The sequence below is a fragment of the Candidatus Bathyarchaeia archaeon genome (assembly GCA_041447175.1).
In the GTDB taxonomy this organism is placed as follows: Archaea; Thermoproteota; Bathyarchaeia; order Bathyarchaeales; family Bathycorpusculaceae; genus JADGNF01.
Genome location: CP166960.1, coordinates 2,620,315 through 2,638,628, shown reverse-complemented (window position 1 = coordinate 2,638,628; position 18,314 = coordinate 2,620,315). Strand labels below are relative to the sequence as shown.

Here is an 18,314-nt window from a genome sequence, read left to right as displayed (position 1 = left end):
AAGCATCAGTGTCGGTTGCGGCTAAATATTCTTTTCTGCCTTCCAGCGCCTTTGATTGCAGGTTTCTCAGGAACCCCACCTAACAGATGTTTTCGAACGTCAAAACGCACCTGAATATACAAAGAGTAAACAAACAGAGCAATCCAAAACACGCTGGGAAACACCAAGGGCAGAGGAAGCATAGATTCAAATCCGCCGTTTGTGGAAAGCAGAGGACCTAAAGCTGCACCCCCGGCAATTATCAGGGCGTAGTTTTGGTGGTTAGGCTGCATCAAGGTTTGGAGGTCTTTTGCCTTGTACATTATTGCCAAGGAAATGAAGAATAAGGTAAGCTCCGCCGAGACATTGATTATGCCGTTAACGGAAAGGTCTAAGGCGACAAACCACGCGTTAGAAAGAGGCCAGAGCATTTCCATGCCGCCTGTGAGTAGGTCCCCGATAAGGGAATGCGAAAGCAATACAGCATAGTAAGGGATTGCCTTTTTTCGGTAATACACAAAAAAAGGAATCATAAGCACGGTCATAGTGATTATTGAATGCGTTGCCCCTCGATGCATGAACACTCCTTCATTTATTTGCTGCAAAAGCAGGTCTATGTCGGGCAGAATGGAAGCCATCAACACCAACGGCAGACTTATTTTGGTCTTCAGCAGCTTCGAGGAGCCTTTGCCGATGAGGTAGCCCACTGCAAAGTGTCCAATTGCATACATAAGGTTCACGTTTAAATTACATCGTCAATGCACAGCGAAGTAATTAAAGGAAATCCAAGAGTTCTACGGATACTGTTAAGTTATTTGTCACAGCTTGGTAGAGAGAAACTGGGAAGGGTGGCAATCGCACTTTCTCCATGCGCATAATTCATTAATTGTTAGAATCTTCCCTGAAATCTCGCATTGGTTCCAGTAGCGTTCGTTTATTTTTGGATGTTTGAGGCTGGGGCAGTCAAGACACCTTACGCCCACAAGTTTTACCCTCCCTTCACAAGCGGAATGGGAAAGAAGTTTTCAAAGGACACGTTAACATCTAAAGTATCCATATAGGGCTTCTTTAGCACTGTGAATTTTTTTGTAACAAATTATATATACAACTTCTGTATTCGGTAATTATTGGCGTACTCTAAGTCCAAAGGGTAATGCTCCATGGCGCAATAATGTGGCGCATTGAAAGTGTTAAGTTGTTAGGTCGGTAGCGTTAAGTACTTTTGGCATATAATCAAACCCCATAGCTTGTAATTGCCTGACATGTTCCAAGTCTTCGCTTTCCCACGGAACGATGAAGTCACATTCTTCCCATAAATTATTATCTCTATCGAAGTCGAGAAACTTAACGCAACCGTCCATTTCAAGAGCTTTTTTAATAATTGAATTGTAAAACTTACTCCATTCAAAGGCAGGTTTCACTGTTTTTCTTGGTAAATCATTTTTTGGTGTCCATGCTATGAAATAAATAGGGTGCTTTATGTAGGGCGTAAGGTGAATATCAAAAGGTGAATCAGGGACTGTTTCTCTTATTATTTTGTCAGTCATTGATAGATTATAACTCTTTATTTTTTTACCTAACCAGTAAGTCTTTGCTCTTCGATGAATCGGTTGAACAATACTCATATAATCGATAGGTCCAAAATGATATGATTCTATCTCTTTTAATATTAAGTCTGCAAAAGAAATTAAACAATTACATTCACATCCACTATAGTAAACTTTCATAGATACCATGTTGCTTTCCAGTTGCCCCCATGAAGGAGTCATTTTACTATCAAACTTATCAATGCAGTATTGATGGTCAGGTTCTTGTTTTGAATGCATTCGCCAATGCCACCATGTACATGCTTGGTCGAAACCGTTCCTATTTTTTTCAATATATTCATGAGGGGATAATCTCTGCCCTTGAGCTTTTCCAAATACGGAAACATAATCTTCCAAAGGGTTATCATGATGATAGGTTGCGTGGTAAAGGTCAATATGGTCTATGGATGGTTCCATAACGTTAAGGATTTCTGTAAAAATATCGTCAAACTTGGCTGTAGCCTGTTTTAAGAGATGCGCTGCCTTGTATATTTGCTTAGTTTGCCTTATGCCGTACTTCTCTAGACTCTCTTTTATTGCCTCTTTGTATTTTCTATCAAAGTCTGGATCGTGAGTTGTAACGGATGCTCCTAGTAAGGCTTTTGCAACAATCGTTTGAGGTACGCTAGCGTTTACTGTTGAAACTTCTGTTCCGTCATTGATATTATTTTTCTTTTCGCCAGTTTCCTTAAAATTATTTGCGAAAGCTTCTAAAGGGGTATACTCTTTTTCAAGTGCAATAGTGTCAACGCCTGTTCTAAACATCAACCAAGCCTCTGTTTAACTATCGTTGTTGTTGCCAAGGAGTTTTAAGGATTTGCACTAGAAAAGACATGCAAAAAAGTCGTGACAAATAACTTAAAAATATCGGCTGCGGAGAACGCTTTTAAGCAGCCAGCACTCTCCGTTTTCAGAGAGGCAGAGTGGAAAATTTGGTTTACTGCACTAAATGTGGAGCACCCCTCAAAGAAGGGGACAAGTTTTGTCTAGTATGCGGCGAGGCTACCGCCAAGGTAACCCGCGAAGAGTACACTGTGTCAGCCAGCAACGTCACTGAACGAGTGAAAGAACTTCTACATGAAGGAAACGTCACAAGAGTTATTGTGAAAGACGAAAAAGGCGGCATTTTGCTTGAGATTCCTGCCACAGTGGGGGTTATTGGCACGGTTATTGCACCGTGGCTGGCGGCTTTGGGTGTGGTCGCGGCTTTAGCAACAAACTGTCGTATAGAGGTTGAAAGAAGAGAGTAACAGTGGTTACTCGCGCGGTTTTGTTATAATCAAGAAACCGCCGCCAATCAGAACCACCACACCCACAAAAACAAAGAGCCCAGCAAACTGGTTGAGGGTGGCGGTGCTGATTGATGTGAAATAGAACAATATGATGCTAAGGATAACAAGGGTTATGCCTACTGCTTTCTCGACTAACGTAGCCCAGAACGAGATTCCTTCTTCGCTCATGTCAACCTGTCCTCTTGCACTGTTGCAATGCTACATTAAACAACAGAGTATTTTAAATTTCGCTTACCAAAGCTTGTATCACCCGTTTGTACGTGCTGCACAGAAAAAAGAGACACCGCCACTTTGGGAACAACTGTTGCTGCCGCATACAGAGATTGATTTGTAATCAACGCGAAAAAGGCTTTTTTTGACTAAACTACGATTCAGAAAGGAATATATCCTAATTGAACCACAAAAAAGGCAGGGTTCAGGACATGAGTGAAAACAAGTCAGGAACAAAAAAAATTGCCGGTGCATTGGGAATTTTATGTATTGTTCTGGCGGTTCTCGTGATTCTGTTGGCAACCAACGTCATTCCGACGATGAATAGCAATCGACCAGCAAGACTGGTAAACGTAGGCATGGGCGGCTACGACCTGCCAAACCAGCATACCCTACACATCAGCGGCTACGTGTGCAACGTCGGCGTAGAAACAGCCTACCGCACACAAATTCATGTGGTTGGGGTGTACACAACTGGAGGCGAAGCAATGGACACGTACGTCGACATCGGCAACGGCGGAGTCATATACCCAGGCGGCTCAGCAAAAGTGGACACGTACGTCGCGTATTCCGCTGACGGACTAGGAAGCTGGACAATCACGCCAGTTTGGACCTACACGCCATAACCTCGCGCTAGCCTCAACACAAAAAACTAACCTACCTTTTTCTTTGCTAAACCTGTTGCTCTCCAGTCAACTGTTTTTTAGCCTATGAACTCTACTGAATCTTATGCGTCACCCTTTTGCCGAAGCTTATAAAGCATAACCAAAGCGAAAAACGCGCACGCCAAAGCAACCCCAGCCACAACCAACGTTACAGTTGGAATGTTGTTCTTGCCTGAATCTTGCCCAGAGGTGATTTGTTCAATTGTTGGGGTCGGGGTTGGATTTAGGGGATAAAGGCTAGCGGTTGGCGTTGGGGTGGGGCTTGCTATTGGGAGAGAAGAAGCGGTTGGGCTCGGAGAAGGGTGTGTTAAAGTTGGTGGAGGTGTAACGGACGGGGAAGGGATTGGTTGGAGTGTGAGAGAGGATGAGGGGGTGGGAGTCAACGTTGGAGTCGGCGACGGCGATGAAGGGTTAGATTCGTAAGACCATGAAGCGTAAATGCAGTACACGTAGCCATAAGTGTAAATCGGAGTGTTCAGGTAGCTGGGGAAATTTAGGCTGCCGATGACGCTGGAAGCTGATTTATTGCTGTCGTTTGGAACGTCGTTGTGTATGAGGACAAATTGTCTGCCGTCATGAACTGCCATAAGCCAATACGCGCCAGGAATCAAGTGTACGGGCGAGGAGAAGTTGAGGGTTTCCCAAGCACCGCCAGAGGGAAGGGCAGACGAGGTGGAGTTGGAGGTGAATATTGTTTGGTTAGGGGAAATTTTTCCTGTCGCGGTTTGGGCAACCAAGTTTCCCACGGCACCGTTGTTGTCGCTGTAGATGGCGAAGCAGAAGTTGTAGCTGGCATAGGGTTGATTGGAGTCTGTGAATGCTTCCATTAAGCAGGAGATAGAGGCTACGTTGGCTTCAACGTCCAAGGTGAATCGTGCTCCGTGTGCGTCATATAATGCGCCGCTGCCGCCTGCTTGGCTACTGGGAGACGAGTAACCAAAAATTCCCGACGTCCCCTGCGAAGCAGCCTGCAGGGTTGCAGTTTCAGATTGTACCGTGAAGCCTGAAGAGTCAGTAACCGCCACCCACACACGGTAGGTTCCTGACGCGGTAGGCTTAAAAAACCAGTAGGGCAAGGTGGCGCCTGCAGCTGGTGCCCCGTTCAGGTACCACTGATAAGTGTAGGGAGAAACACCGCCCATTGCTTCTGACGAAAACATTACAGATTGCCCAACGCTAGCGGACAACTGAAGCGGAGTGATTGATGTGGAAACATTTTTCATCATCGACGGCAACCCACTGTTGAACGTCAGCACTGATTTTTTTAGGAAAAGGTAGTCCAGTTTATTTGTTATCGCGTTGCTGGATGGATAAAAACTCCACCGGAACACGGGGCAAGCAGAAGGGGCATTTTCCAGCTGGACGGGCAAGCTCCAATTTGTTGTGCATTCTGCGTAGAAGACTGCGTTTTCTTTTTCGCTGGTCCATGCTGCGTGGATTCTGTTGTTGGAGTCAACAGCCACAGAGGGGTTGGATTGGGTAGAGGACGTCATGCTTGCTGTGGTGCTGATTCGAACGGGCGTACTCCAAGAATCAGTGAAGCGGGCATACCAGATTTGCTGGTTTGAGGAAACGTCGCTTCTTGTGCCTTCCCAGACAACGTGCAGATTATTGTTTCCGTCTATGGCGATGCAGGAACCGCCAAGATTTGTGTAGTCAGGCCCACTTGAGACGAGAAGAGAATACTGCCATGTGCCGTTGAATTTGGCGTAATAGATGCCGCCTGAAGTGCCGTAGGACCCTGAACCGCTAGTGTAGACCACATGCAGGTTGTTGTGGGAATCGATGGCTATTGAAGGATACCGGTCAAAGACCCCCACAGACGACACCACCACAGGAGAAGACCAGACACCATCGAATTGGGAATAGAAGATTTTTGAGCTGCCATAGCCGTCCATGTTGGCTTGCCAAACCAAATGCACCTTGTCGTTTCCGTCCACGGCTATGCTGGTGTAAAACGCCTGCACCCCAGCCTCGGCGCCTTGACTAACCTGCAGGGGAGTTTCCCACACTAACCCGTTCCATCGAGCACACCAAACCTGAAAATACGTGGAGCTATCATTGACCCCTGTCCACGCCACATAGACGCGGTTTTGGGAGTCAGCGGCAATTACGCAGCCGTAAATGCCTTGACCGCAAGCCCAGCCGTCCATGCCCTGCCCCGTAGAAACCTTAACGGGAGTTCCCCAACTAGAGCCTCCGTCGCAACTGGAAGCCACATAAACCGCGTAGTTGTTTTCGCCCTGCAGATTGGTTGAAAAAGCGGCTGCTAAGGTTCCGTTGGGTAACTGCGTGACGGCTTGATGCACAAGCTCCAAGCTGTAGACCGAATTTGTGTCCGCTATCACGGAAGGGGAATGGGGAACCGAAAGATTTTGGGCAGAGACAAAATTAACGGAAGCGGCGGAGACGAAAAAATAAACCGTCAGGACTAAAAAGAGCGCAACCGAAGCAGGCTTCTTCATCTCATCCCCAAGGAACCATGCGTTGGGAGGAGTTTATGAATTGCGGTTTCACAAACCCTGTGTGCCTCGAACAGCAAAACATAATTTCAAGAAGCCTTCCGTTAAACAAACAAGGGGAATACAGGACGTGTCACATAAAGGGGAAGCGCACTCGGCTTCAAAGGCTTTTTTCTTAGACAACCCAATCAGAAGGTGGAGACAGCCACCCTTGGAACTCATAGGAAAACTTGCAATTCACCCCACTGATGTTGTGGTCGATTATGGCTGTGGACCAGGCTTCTTCACACTGGAACTTGCCCGCAGAGCCCAAACTGTAATCGCCATAGACCTCTCAGCCAAGATGCTTCAGAAAGCCAAAAACAAAGCCGCCAAGGCAGGAGCTCAAAACATCAGGTTTCTGCAGAGCAACGGCACAAGCTTTCAGCTGGAGAACGGCAAGGTGGATCTGATTTTGTTGGTGACAGTGTATCATGAGGTGGGGGATAACGAGACGGTTTTGAGGCAATTCCGCCGAATTCTCAAACCTGACGGCAAATTGATTATTGTTGAGGTCATCAAGGAGGGCTCTGTTCATGGGGCACCCGTGCAGGACCCTGAAAAGTTGAAGGCTGAAATTGAAGCGGCAGGGTTTAGGCTTGTGGAGATGCAGCCTTACAAAAAATACAGCATCCTCAGGTTCACCAAACAAAATTAGTTTTTTTATAATTTTCGAGTTTTTTATGTAATGCGATTATACAGTTCATTGCACGTATTTTATAAGCTGAGACAGATAACACGAATCAGAAATGCCAAAACACATAAGCCCATACTCATATCGAAAAGTAGCCAAGGCTTTGGAAAATAGGTTTTCAAATGGATAGGCAACGGGGCAGTCATATGATTTTCAAAGGCTTTACCAATGGAAGAGAAAGAACGGTTGTTGTTCCAAAACACGGAGAAATCGCCGTAGGCACCCTAATGAGCATATTGGGGCAAGGGATAACTATTGAAGAATTTGACAGAGTACTAGAAAAGAGTTAAACAGGTATGTCCAAAACCAGTGTAGCGACTGGTTCGCCTTTAACTGCACGTTCTTTCTCCCAGTCTTCAGCACACTCAAACCAAAGCTCGAAGGCTTCTTGGAAATTCTTTAAGGCTTCATCACAACTCTTGCCTTGGCTCGCAACTCCCATTACTGAATCTACTGCAACATACCATTTTCCTTCTTTATGAACGGTTACACCAATCTTCAACAGGCACACCTCAATTATAAAGAGAAGATGAATCTTTTAATTCACTGCATTTGTTTTAAAAAGTTTATTTCTTGCCATCCAGTTTTGCAGGCAAATACTCATCCACAATGTAAGTTAACCCATAGCGGCTGAAAGCTTCAAGTTCCGTCTTACGCCTAATCTTAAGAAACGTCTTGATTTCACGTTGCCAGATGGGGTCATTTTGGTATCGCGGGTCCTTTTGCAGTTCATAGAGGCGTTTAACGTCTACTTCATCCAGCGGATCAGTAGGCAGCTTGTAATCGATGATGTCACTTGCCCACACGCCACTCCAAACCGCGTCAGGCGTATTAAGCTCACGCAGATGGGCAGCGTTGGCGGAGCCTGAGATGATAACCTGAGCGATGTGCATACCCCAAGGGTCACCGTCGGTTAATATAAAAACGGGCAAGCCGAGTTCGGTGTGGAGGCGGCGAATGAAGCTACGGGTTTGTCTTGGTGCTTGTCCTCCGCAAGAAATCAGGAGGGATTTGTGTTTGTTGTGGACGTTTTCTTCGATGAAACGCGTGAAAAGCGCACCTTTTTCGATGGCTATAACTTTGTCAGCGCTGGTTTTTATGAACTCTGAAGAAGTGACTGCGGGTCCAATAAGTACGCCGTCTGGGTGGCTGGTTAAATTCACCGTTTTTCCTTCATAGCCGGGCACGGTGTAGCCGATGTCTAAGTCGCCAAAAATTGCGCTGCGTTCTTCAGGAAATATGCTAAAGTCTTCTCGTGCAAACCCTGTGAGGGTTTCTAGGTCGGTGATGATGTTGTTTGACTCTTGCTGGTCTGAAAAAGTCATCTCGTAGGCTTGCGCGGAGTAGTAGACATCTCTTAACGTGGAGGTTTTACGTTGACTGGTGAGTTCATTGCTAAACAATGCGACCCACGCAAGTTGAGTAAACGGTTTAATGTGACGGATGTTTCGGGTGCTTCTGCCCACACATTTCTCGCCTAAGATGTATTGGCGCACGTTGGGGTCGTAGGTTATGTTTTCGGTTGAACGGCTGGGCATGTTAACTGTTGGGAAGACGCCTTCGTCGAGTTGGCGGCAAACCGAAGCGCCAAAGGCTTTAAGTCCGTTAAGGACCTCTTGCTTTTTTTCAGTTATCTTAGGTTTCTTCTGTGCCATACTTTTGAACACTCTTCAATAATCTGTCTATTTCAGGAACCCGCTCCTGCCCCGCCAGTTTAGCTGAGAACTGGGCAATTTTGGGCAGATACTTTGAGAAAACGGATAACCGTTTTTTCTCGGTGTTCACGTGCTCCTTACGGGTTAAGAAGTGGCCGAGTTGACGTGCGACTTCACGCAGGGCGTTTGCGATTTCGCGGCGGACTTCAGCGCGGTCGGCTATGAATTCTTTGCCCACGGTTTTGTAGGGAACTTTGGTACTGCAAAGGTGCACCACGATGGCGATGGGCATGTCAGTGCTGACTTTGTATCGTCGCCAGTTCATGCTGTTGATTACGCGGAACGAAACGTCGCTGGCTTCGTCGTAAAGCAGGGGAATACGGTTAGCGAAGCGGTAGAGCCCAAAGCCGCCTGTTTTGGGAACCCCACCGCCGTAGGCTATGCCTAACTCCACAATGAAGGGGTGCCCCGCGTAGGTGGAAGGTTTACGTTGATGAACAACCAAATACTCTGGGTTCAGCTCCTTCTGGACTCCTGCACGGAGCAAGTCTTCGCCCAGAGGGGAAAGGCAGTTGGCATCTGGGGGGAGGAAATCTTTGAATTTCTTAAGGTTCTGGGTTAACTTGACAATTTCCTCATGGGTCAGCTTTTTGGGGTTTTTAAGTTTTGCAAATTTAGCTTCTTGCCCACACAGGGAACAGCGAACTTTGCCGTCCACCCAGTTGACTTTTTCAGGCAGCAATTTACCATGCTCAGGACAAGAAACATAACTTAAGCCGCTGGAAACAAGAAACTTTTGGGCTGTGATGTCGCCGACACGCAGAAAGTGATGTTTGAGAAATTCCTGCAGGTTAGCGCAGTCGGTTAGGGTGATTAATCTTTGGAGAAGTTCTACGTCAACGCCGTAGGGGTGAGGTAGGGTTTCTTTGGGGGGTTCAGGCATTTCGGTGGTGACCCGCGAAAACTTGTAGAGCCTACCTTTGGGGTCGATGAAGGTCAAGTTGGCGTAAGGGTTCACCATAGCGGTCTGCTTAAAGTACTCCAAAATTTTTGGCATAGACCGCAAGTAGTCGCCTTCCAACGAAAACTCCACGATAGTGCCCCGCCAATTGTCCTTGTTTATCGTGACTTTGCGGTCTAAAATGATGGGGCGGTTGCGCTGTATGTCAATCATCAGCTTAAACGAGTAAATCTTGTTGGTTTCGCCGGTGCTTGAGGTGACGCTGGCTGCTTGGTGGGTGGTGATTTGCCCATAAAGCAGCGACATTTTGCCGCCGAGCCCGAAAGTGCCGCGGGTCTGTTTAAGCTTGTATTTTGAGCCGTAGAGAATCTGCCCAAACGCGGACGGGATAAATCTTGGGGGGATGCCGCATCCGTTGTCTTCGACGCGGAGCTTGTAGACTTGGGTTTCTTTGGTGGCTTGGGATTCGAAGCTTAAGCGCACAAAAATGTCTGGGGGAATTTTTAGGCTTTCCGCTGCGTCAAGTGAGTTCTCCACGATTTCGCGGATGGCAACAAAGATGGCGCGGGATGGGTTGGAAAATCCAGCGATGTCTCGGTTGCGGTAGAAAAAGTCAGAAGACGAAATCTCTTCGAATGTTTGTGCCACTAGCGCCACCAATAGTCCTTGTGGGAGTCAATTTCCATAAAATGTGTTAGTGCCCATAATTTAAGTTACCTACACTTTTAAAGCAAAAATAAGCCAAGTTTCGTTAGGAACCGCACAAGCAGCCTCAAAGTTTTAACTCATACAATGACAAACAGCAAGTTATTCCCTTGCACTTTTGCCACGATAACTTTGATTTGGATTTGGTAGAAAACCAAAAAGGCACCTCTGGTTTAACCTAGACGCCAAGAACCACAGTTTTGTCGCTTAAAAAAGGAAGAGCGGTTGTTATCAGGAATGGGATTTGCCCTTCTTTTCAGGTTCACTTTGGGAACGCACCCGCGTATAGTAGTACTCGCCCAGTTCCTTTTGCATAACATCAAGGCGGCTGCCTTCCTTGTTGACTCGGGGTCGGCGGGTAACGGAGTCACGTCGGAAAGTGACATCCATCTCTTTGAGGAACATGTTCATTCCTCTGCGCAGCTTCGTGGGCGGATTCGCCGTGCCTTGCACGCCGGGTTCACCGCTGAAAACCATAACCCTGTCCGCGATGAAGTCTTGGGTGACCACATCGTGTTCCACCACAAACGCTGGGATACCGTGAGCTTCCACCACGCGTCGCAGGGCTTTGGCGGTGTTGAGGCGTTCTTCCACGTCCAAATACGCGCTGGGCTCGTCAAGCAGCAGCAGGTCTGCTTTGCGGCTTAAGGCGGCTGCTATGGCGACTTTCTGCAGTTCCCCACCGCTGAGTTCCATGACGTTGTGGTCCAGAAGGGGCTCTACGTGCAGGGGCTGTAGGATTTCGGTTTTGTACCAGCTGCTGGTGTAGTTTTCTTTCGCCACGTTCATGAGCAGCTCCATGACTGAGCCGGGGTAGTCGGGGGCGATGTATTGAGGTTTATAGCTGACCGTTAACTTGTCAAAGCCTTGGTCAACATCCGCCTTTTCGAGCCCCGCCAAGATTTTCACGAAGGTGGTTTTGCCGATGCCGTTGGGGCCAAGGATGCCGATGATTTCGCCTTTGTGAATTTCGCCTGCCTGGGCGGAGAGCTTAAAGCCCTTAAACGTTTTGTCCAGGGCGCCCCATCGGAGCGGAACCTCTTCGCTAAGCACCGTGGCGGAGGGGGGTTTTTCGTGGAATATGATGGCTTCTTTGCGGAACATGATGTTCTCGTCGGGGATGTAGCCCTGCAAGTAAATGTTAATGCCCGTGCGGACGCCATGCACGTGGCTAACCACACCGTAGACGCTGGGTTCCCCGTAGAACACGCAAATCTGGTCAGACAAGTAATCGATAATTGCCAAGTCATGCTCGGCAACCACCACTGTTTTCTGCTGCTCTTTAAGCCCTCGGATGGCTTTAGCAACCTCCAATCGCTGCTTCACGTCAAGGTAGCTGCTGGGCTCATCAAAAAGGTAAACATCTGCCTCACGGCACAACGCCGCCGTCACAGCAACCCGCTGCAGTTCCCCGCCGCTAAGCACATCAAGGTTGCGGTCCCAAATTTTCTTCAACTCCAACTCCTCAACCAAGCCGTCAAGAACTTTGCGTTGGTCGACCTTTTCGAGGAGTTCGCTGACTTTGCCGTGGATGGCTTTGGGGATGCGGTCGACGTATTGGGGTTTGTGGCTGACTTTGAGGTTGCCTGCGCTGACTTTCTGGAAGTATTCCTGCAGTGAGGAGCCGCGGTAAAATTGGATGATGGTTTCCCATTCTGGGGGTTTTTGGAAGTTTCCGAGGTTGGGTTTGATTTCGCCTGAGAGTACTTTGAGGGTGGTGCTTTTGCCGATGCCGTTTTGCCCCAGTAACCCTAGTACGGTTCCGGGGGAGGGCATGGGGAGGCGGAAGAGTTTGAAGGCGTTGGCGCCGAAGCGGTGGCTGCAGTCCTTGTCCAGCTCGTCGGGCAGGTTAACGATGCTTATGGCTTTGAAGGGGCATTTTTTGACGCATATGCCGCATCCGCTGCAAAGCTTCTCGCTGATTGTGATTTTGTTGTCTTCGAATCGGACGGCTTCTACTCGGCTGCGAACCATGGGGCAGAATTTTATGCACAGCTGGTTGCATTTTTTGGGTTTGCAGCGGTCGTAGTCCATAACGGCAATACGGGTCATAACTGTTCGCCGTATGAAAGGCTAAAGGTACGTAATAAATCATAACCCACAATTGCAGGGAGCCATTTGAAACACTGTTTATCAAGATGTGTTGTTCTTTAACCACGCAACCAAGAAAAGGATGGAAGCAGGTGAAAAGCTTAAGAAAGCTACCGAATATAAGGTACACTGCTTTTGGAGCGTTCTGTATGCAGAGTTCGCTTGAAGAAGTAAGAGTGCAGCTTCAGGAAATGAAGCCGACCCTGAAAAAACGTTTCAAAGTGGAGACTATAGAAATATTTGGGTCCTTTGCGCGGGGAGAACAAACGGAGAAAAGCGATTTGGACCTTTTGGTCACTTATTCGGACATGGTTGACTTGCTTATGATAGCATCTTTGAGAAGGTACCTTAGACGAAAGCTGGGCAGGAAAGTAGATGTTGTCTCTAAAAAATTCTTGAACAAACACATCAAGGAGCAAGTTTTAGAGGAAGCCATTCCAGTTTGAAAAAGAACCATATAAATCGAAGCCCCAAGCTTTACCTGAATGAAATTGTAGAGTTCATAGGAATAATCCAAAACTACACTAAAGGCATGGCGTATGATGATTTCGTCAAAGATGCACGAACCATTGATGCTGTGGACGCTAACATACGAAACAAAGGCGAGGCGGTTAGAATCTTAGCTAAACACCGAAACATCAAAGAACTGTTTTACCGTTTCCACATTCCCTACACGTCACTTGCGGATATGCGAACTGACCTTACCCATGAATATTTTAGCAGAAACGTGGACGCCATTTGGAAAACAACGCAGACGCTGGTTAGTTGAAACCGCAATTTTTGAAAGTACTCCAAGAAGTGAGTTAAGAAGCGCAAAACGGAAAGTAATAAAGAAAAGACGTTATGGGACACAAAACGCGTGGGCTAGGTTACCATTCTTCTTCTTCCCATTCTTCTTCTTCGCCTTCTTCCCATTCTTCATCTTCATCGTAGTAGAATATCATGAGTCTTTTCACCTCCGCTTTTCTGCGGCATACGTTACCTTGCCCAGCGCTGGTTTAAACGTTATTATTCGTCAAATGACGTAAATTCCGAAACGTCGGTACGGAACAGAAAGGTTTTCGGCGCAGGTTCTTCTCCAAAACAATTCCACAAACACCCAAATGATTAAATCCCCTGCGCACCCCCTCCATTAGGGATGATGTGAGGCGACGGCTAGGAGCCCACACGGGCAGTGAAAATAAGCCAAACCAACAACTGACCCGAAAGCCAGCTTTTCCTAAAAAAACTAAGCGTACACACCTTTGGATGGGGTTGTAAAATCTTTTATATATAGAGAGCATAAAACCCCACTCATGAGTCAGAAAACAATGCCTTTGCTGAAGCCCTTATACTCAAACTTGCTTAGAGTCGATTTTGGGCAATACCTAATTTCGAATAGCTTCAGCCATCTCAGTATTGAGTTGAATATGGACGAGTTGTGGAAAGACTACATACGGTACGTCGTGAATCAGAGCAGTGGCTTGATTATTGTTCCAGGGTTTACTGGGTATGCAGAAGACGCATTAGGACTGTTACTTAATACAATCTATAACAAAGGGCGGGAAGTGTTCATTGAAATACTTAGCAAAATAATCGTTGATTTTATTCATTGGAGCAAAGAAGAAAAGGACCTAACTTTAATTAAAAAATCGCTTCTTGATTTGGGTTTTAAGGAAGAAGAGCTTGAGTTTTTGTCGTATACTTCAGAAAAGGTCATCTCAAAAGCTGAGCAGAGAAAAGTTGAAAAAACAGCCATGATCTCCATTGATGATAAACTTTGCTTTGTTTTGATGCCATTTAATGAAAATTTTGACGCTATTTACAAAGATGTTATCAAGAAGACAGCAAATGAAGTTCACCTGAACTGTAAAAGGGCTAATGAAATTTTTGGAACAAGACCAATTATGGACGACATAATAGAATACATCAAAAAAGCACGTTTTCTCATTGCGGACCTTACAGATAGAAACGCAAATGTCTTCTACGAGCTAGGCTTGGCACATGCTCTATATAAAAAAGTAATTCTGATAACACAAAAAATAGAGGATGCGCCCTTCGATTTAAAGCATTACAGATGCGTTGTTTACAAGAATTCGATTGTGGGCGCATCAGACCTAGGAGAAGGTCTGAAAGCGACTATAGAACAGACTTTGGAAGAAACATTTAAGAAGTGAGTTTTCTGCGAAAATTGTTTCTTTTCGAACTTTTAAACAATTTGTTTAGCACCAAATCAGAATTTGTTAAAAGTTTAACGCCCATGAAGGTTACCACTTGAACGATTTTTTTTCTAAAAACTTTTAAACATGAAAAGACGTTCGTTGTTCCGCTAAGTTCTCTTAAGGGATAAGGCAGTTGCTTGGGGCGCCATCGGAGTTTTACGTTGTGTAGTTTGGTGTTGGCACATATGCTGCGTGGTTGGTGTTGTTGGTGTAGCGGAGCGTTTGGTTGGGCTTTTCTGGGAGAGTGCACATTGCAACTGGCAAAACTTGGCAGAGACCAGCCTGTTTGGCGTCTATTTGGATGCTATTAGCATATCGATGCAGAACCTATAGAGGGGAGGGGGTCGGAGCATCAGAACCAGAAAACGTAGAGGGGATAGAGGTCTATCTAAAGTAGGCTACCTACCCAAAGCAGCAAACAAACAACACAAGCCCACCCGCGGCGGGGAAAAAATAGAAATAAGCCGCGCTGCACCACACCTAAACGGAGATTTACACTTTGCTCTCAGACTTTAACCTGTTAGCTTCAACCATGCGGGGAAACGAACGCCAAATGCGCTACGAACTTGCCTTCCTGCTCAAAGAAGCCGGCGACCCTGAACCCAAAACTGACAAGGCAGGCATCAGGGGCTTGGTGGTGGCGAAAACCGCGTTGGACCCCATCGAAGCCCTCCAAAAACTCCACACCCTGCTGCAGGAGCGTCCCTTTGAGTTCCGCTACGCCCTGCGGATTTTACCCATCCAAAAAGTGGTCCACACCGACATTGAAGAGATTAAGGCGGCGGCGTTGGAGTTGGCGTCGGGTTTGGCGGAGGGGGAGTCTTTTCGCATGACCGTGGAGAAACGCTTCACCAGCACGCACAGCCGCGAAATCATCGATGCAGTCGCCCCCAACATCAAAAACCGTGTGGACCTCGAAAACCCCGACAAAATCCTGCTCATCGAGGTTTTGGGCGGCTACACTGGCATCTCACTGATAAAACCCACCGATGCCATCTCGGTGCTTAAAGAAAAAATGCTCTAACGCCAGTTAGAGGCGTGTGGAAAGCAGCGCCACCCGCTCCAAAACAAGAGCCACCAAAGCCTCAGCCGCGCCTCCAGAGGAAGACACCGCGGTCAGCTCCGCGTCAGAAACGTCAAACGCCTCCCGAATCCGCTTGATTTTGGCGGCGGAAAGCTCCAACACCGCGTCGTCACGTTCAGCTTGGATTTGGGCTGCAACCGCAGAAAAGCCCGCCTCAACCGCATCCGCATCATCGCCGACAACCAAGACTGCGACGTGGGAGCAGGCGGGTTTTAGCCCGATTAGGGGCAGGGCTTTTTTGATTTGCCGCTGCGCCGAAGCATACAAGGCGGTTTCAACGGCAAGACTTTTGGAGAGGTTGCAGCGGTTTTGGAAAGCCATGAGCGCATTCAATGCTGCAAAGTAGAGGTGCCGCCAAGAAGCCACCAAATCCGCATCAAACAACTGCACCTCCACCCCAGAAGGCAAACACCCACGAATGCTATCTGCGAAGGCTTTGGCGTCGGAAATCTTGGCGCCTTTAAAACCTCCAACCGCAACCCACTTCCCAAACTCCACAATAGCGTTTAGCATGATTTAGCCTCAGAAAACTCTCTCAAAAACCGGGCAATTAGGCTTTTGGAAACACCCGCTTTGACTAACTCGGCAAGCTCTGCCTCAGCCTGAGAAGCGTCGGTTTTGTGGGCTTGCGTGATTTTGCGCAGCGTTTCCTTAATTTCCCACGGAAACACCAGCCAGCACGCCGTTGTTGCCGCCCAAAAGTCAGGCTTAAAAGAGCAGCAGGGTTTCAAGTACAAAACGGCGGTCTTGATTTGCTGGGCGCCTTTTTCACGGACGTGACCAACAACAAGCTGAAGGCTTTTGCCTGAATCAGCAACCTCATCAACGATAAGCACCCGTTTACCCGCCACATCCGCGGAGAGGCACTGTGTCAAACGGGGAGCAGCCAACGTTTCACCTATGCCCAAGTAGCATTCAACTTTTACGTTCACCAAGTTGGCGTTTTCGAGCAAATCTGAAAGGATGCGGGCAGAAACCCATCCGCCCCGCGAAACCCCCACAAGAAGGTCAGGTTGAAAATCGCTTCTGCAAATTGCCCGGCTTTGCTGGAGCAGTAAACGATAGATGTGGTTCCAAGTTGGCGCCTCAAAGCAGACTTTGCCAGTCAAAGGTTTCACTTCACTACAATGCGGGATAAGTATGGGGAACTTATGGTTTAAGGTTGGCGTAGCGTGCGTTTCTCGTTACCGTGGAAATAGGTAACGTATATTACTATGTAAGATGTAGAGCTATACTTCATGTTTTCAGGAGCTGAAAACTCAAGTTATAACGGCAACGGGCACACAACCAAATCGGCTCCACCTCAACGACGAAAAAACCAACCTCAACAGCATGCCACAAAAAACGAGGAAAAAAGGATGGTTTTACATAAAACACCTAAAATCAGAAAACGAGAAGTCGTCGACATACTCATCATAAACGCCCAAGAAATGCTTACCTTACAGGGAAGCAGCCAAACACCCCGCACGGGCAAGTGGATGCGGGAGTTGGGAATCATCCATGATGGAGCCGTAGCCATCCACGAAGGCAGAATCGTGGCAGTAGGAAAAACAAACGAGGTGACCAAAGCCTTCCGAGGAGAATACATACTCAACGCCAAAGGCAAAACAGTTCTCCCAGGCTTTGTTGACCCCCACACGCACCTAGTTTTTTCAGGCTCCCGTGAAGACGAATTTCAAATGCTTCTCGAAGGCACCTCCTTTACCCAATTACTTGACAGGGGAGAGGCGGTCTATAAAACGGCAAAGGACACACGCCGAACAAGATTTGAAAAGCTAGTGGAGTTGGGCATCGAAAGAATGGACACCATGCTTACCCACGGCACAACCACAGTGGAAATCAAAAGCGGCTACGGATTAAACACCGAAGATGAACTCCGCATCTTACAAGTCATCCGACGTATAAACAGGCTTCACAGCATGGGCATCACAGCCACATTCATGGGCGCCCACGTGGTTCCGTTTGAATTTAAAAACAACACCGAGGAATACGTTGACATACTCATCGAAGAAGCATTACCCAAAGTGGCGCAGTCAGGGATGGCGGAATTTTGCGATGTCTTCTGCGAAAGGGGCATTTTCAATCTGGAGCAAACCAAACGCATCTTGGTGAAAGCAAAAAGCGTAGGGTTAAAAACTAAAATCCACGCCGACCACCTGAGCATGCTTGGCGGAACCGAAGTTGGCGCGGACATAGGAGTAGTTTCGGCGGAACATCTGAATTTCGCTTCGGCAGAAGGCATGAAGAGGATGGCGGAAAAAGGAGTGGTGGCTGTTCTGCTTCCAGCAGCAACTTTTAGCATGATGATGACACAGTTTGCCAACGCCCGACAGATGATTGACATAGGGGTTCCAGTGGCGTTAGGCACTGACTTTAACGCAGGAAACTGGACGCTAAATCAGCAGTTAGTTATAGCCATGGCATGCCACTTCATGCGTATGACCCCCGCGGAAGCCATAACCGCCGCCACAATAAACGCCGCCCACGCAGTACACCGCGCAAAAGAAGTGGGAAGCATAGAGGTTGGAAAAAGAGCCGACGTGGCCGTCCTGAACGCGCCCAACTACCGGTTCTTAGGTTACAGTCTGGGCGTAAACTTGGTTGACAAAGTTATAACAAACGGCAGATTAGTTGTTGATAGAGAAAAACACAATGAACCTGTTTTCTTAAATAAAATGGAGTGAAAAAAA

At 47.3% G+C, this 18,314-nt stretch carries 19 protein-coding genes; 9 read left to right on the top strand and 10 right to left on the bottom strand.

Features of this window, described 5'->3' with window-relative positions:
• Positions 1-5 precede the first annotated feature (5 nt).
• Together ACBZ72_13665 and ACBZ72_13660 are read right to left on the bottom strand one after the other, a co-directional pair.
• Positions 6-710 (bottom strand): metal-dependent hydrolase, encoded by a 705-nt coding sequence (locus ACBZ72_13665; protein XES77201.1) that lies wholly within the window; start codon positions 708-710, stop codon positions 6-8.
• A 459-nt stretch (positions 711-1,169) separates the two neighbouring features.
• Complete coding sequence (locus ACBZ72_13660; protein XES77200.1) at positions 1,170-2,333, bottom strand: hypothetical protein; 1,164 nt, start codon at positions 2,331-2,333, stop codon at positions 1,170-1,172.
• Positions 2,334-2,488: 155 nt separating this feature from the next.
• Here ACBZ72_13660 and ACBZ72_13655 point away from each other — a divergent pair, with 155 nt between their 5' ends.
• On the top strand, positions 2,489-2,815 hold the full coding sequence (locus tag ACBZ72_13655) for a DUF4342 domain-containing protein (protein XES77199.1): 327 nt from the start codon (positions 2,489-2,491) through the stop codon (positions 2,813-2,815).
• A 6-nt stretch (positions 2,816-2,821) separates the two neighbouring features.
• On the opposite strand, the gene ACBZ72_13650 is transcribed toward ACBZ72_13655, so the two are convergent.
• The gene (locus ACBZ72_13650) at positions 2,822-3,025 is read right to left on the bottom strand and encodes a hypothetical protein (protein ID XES77198.1); all 204 of its coding nucleotides are present in this window, start codon (positions 3,023-3,025) and stop codon (positions 2,822-2,824) included.
• A gap of 254 nt (positions 3,026-3,279) precedes the next feature.
• On the opposite strand from ACBZ72_13650, the gene ACBZ72_13645 reads away from it, so the two are divergent.
• The gene (locus tag ACBZ72_13645; GenBank protein XES77197.1) at positions 3,280-3,693 is read left to right on the top strand and encodes a hypothetical protein; all 414 of its coding nucleotides are present in this window, start codon (positions 3,280-3,282) and stop codon (positions 3,691-3,693) included.
• A gap of 101 nt (positions 3,694-3,794) precedes the next feature.
• On the opposite strand, the gene ACBZ72_13640 is transcribed toward ACBZ72_13645, so the two are convergent.
• Positions 3,795-6,197: a sialidase family protein gene (locus ACBZ72_13640; protein ID XES77196.1), complete on the bottom strand. Its 2,403-nt coding sequence runs from the start codon at positions 6,195-6,197 to the stop codon at positions 3,795-3,797.
• Between the two features lie 208 nt (positions 6,198-6,405).
• On the opposite strand from ACBZ72_13640, the gene ACBZ72_13635 reads away from it, so the two are divergent.
• Together ACBZ72_13635 and ACBZ72_13630 are read left to right on the top strand one after the other, a co-directional pair.
• The gene (locus tag ACBZ72_13635) at positions 6,406-6,891 is read left to right on the top strand and encodes a class I SAM-dependent methyltransferase (GenBank protein XES77195.1); all 486 of its coding nucleotides are present in this window, start codon (positions 6,406-6,408) and stop codon (positions 6,889-6,891) included.
• A 146-nt stretch (positions 6,892-7,037) separates the two neighbouring features.
• A complete protein-coding gene (locus ACBZ72_13630) occupies positions 7,038-7,217 on the top strand; it encodes a type II toxin-antitoxin system HicA family toxin (GenBank protein ID XES78692.1) in 180 nt (59 codons plus the stop codon).
• On the opposite strand, the gene ACBZ72_13625 is transcribed toward ACBZ72_13630, so the two are convergent.
• From ACBZ72_13625 to ACBZ72_13610, 4 genes are all read right to left on the bottom strand, one after another.
• Complete coding sequence (locus ACBZ72_13625; protein XES77194.1) at positions 7,214-7,429, bottom strand: type II toxin-antitoxin system HicB family antitoxin; 216 nt, start codon at positions 7,427-7,429, stop codon at positions 7,214-7,216. The genes ACBZ72_13630 and ACBZ72_13625 overlap by 4 nt on opposite strands.
• A gap of 64 nt (positions 7,430-7,493) precedes the next feature.
• On the bottom strand, positions 7,494-8,582 hold the full coding sequence (locus ACBZ72_13620) for a DNA topoisomerase IV subunit A (GenBank protein XES77193.1): 1,089 nt from the start codon (positions 8,580-8,582) through the stop codon (positions 7,494-7,496).
• Positions 8,563-10,191, bottom strand: a complete 1,629-nt coding sequence (locus ACBZ72_13615) for a DNA topoisomerase VI subunit B (protein ID XES77192.1) — start codon at positions 10,189-10,191, stop codon at positions 8,563-8,565. The genes ACBZ72_13620 and ACBZ72_13615 overlap by 20 nt, the downstream gene beginning before the upstream one ends.
• Positions 10,192-10,479: 288 nt before the next feature.
• Complete coding sequence (locus ACBZ72_13610; GenBank protein XES77191.1) at positions 10,480-12,300, bottom strand: ribosome biogenesis/translation initiation ATPase RLI; 1,821 nt, start codon at positions 12,298-12,300, stop codon at positions 10,480-10,482.
• 188 nt (positions 12,301-12,488) lie between these two features.
• Here ACBZ72_13610 and ACBZ72_13605 point away from each other — a divergent pair, with 188 nt between their 5' ends.
• The 4 genes from ACBZ72_13605 to ACBZ72_13590 all read left to right on the top strand — a co-directional run bounded on the left by ACBZ72_13605 (position 12,489) and on the right by ACBZ72_13590 (position 15,564).
• The gene (locus ACBZ72_13605; GenBank protein XES77190.1) at positions 12,489-12,785 is read left to right on the top strand and encodes a nucleotidyltransferase family protein; all 297 of its coding nucleotides are present in this window, start codon (positions 12,489-12,491) and stop codon (positions 12,783-12,785) included.
• On the top strand, positions 12,782-13,108 hold the full coding sequence (locus ACBZ72_13600; protein ID XES77189.1) for a DUF86 domain-containing protein: 327 nt from the start codon (positions 12,782-12,784) through the stop codon (positions 13,106-13,108). The genes ACBZ72_13605 and ACBZ72_13600 overlap by 4 nt, the downstream gene beginning before the upstream one ends.
• Positions 13,109-13,802: 694 nt before the next feature.
• Complete coding sequence (locus ACBZ72_13595; GenBank protein ID XES77188.1) at positions 13,803-14,495, top strand: hypothetical protein; 693 nt, start codon at positions 13,803-13,805, stop codon at positions 14,493-14,495.
• Between the two features lie 544 nt (positions 14,496-15,039).
• Positions 15,040-15,564 carry a THUMP domain-containing protein gene (locus ACBZ72_13590; protein ID XES77187.1) on the top strand — a complete coding sequence of 175 codons (525 nt, stop codon included), beginning with the start codon at positions 15,040-15,042 and terminating at the stop codon, positions 15,562-15,564.
• A gap of 6 nt (positions 15,565-15,570) precedes the next feature.
• Here the strand turns inward: ACBZ72_13590 and cgi121 are convergent, their stop codons facing one another.
• Positions 15,571-16,137, bottom strand: coding sequence for a KEOPS complex subunit Cgi121 (gene cgi121, locus ACBZ72_13585; GenBank protein XES77186.1), 567 nt, complete (start codon positions 16,135-16,137; stop codon positions 15,571-15,573).
• The gene (locus ACBZ72_13580; GenBank protein ID XES77185.1) at positions 16,131-16,733 is read right to left on the bottom strand and encodes a phosphoribosyltransferase; all 603 of its coding nucleotides are present in this window, start codon (positions 16,731-16,733) and stop codon (positions 16,131-16,133) included. Before ACBZ72_13580 ends, cgi121 begins: the two co-directional genes overlap by 7 nt.
• A gap of 249 nt (positions 16,734-16,982) precedes the next feature.
• Here ACBZ72_13580 and hutI point away from each other — a divergent pair, with 249 nt between their 5' ends.
• Positions 16,983-18,308: an imidazolonepropionase gene (hutI, locus tag ACBZ72_13575; GenBank protein ID XES77184.1), complete on the top strand. Its 1,326-nt coding sequence runs from the start codon at positions 16,983-16,985 to the stop codon at positions 18,306-18,308.
• Positions 18,309-18,314: the final 6 nt, after the last annotated feature.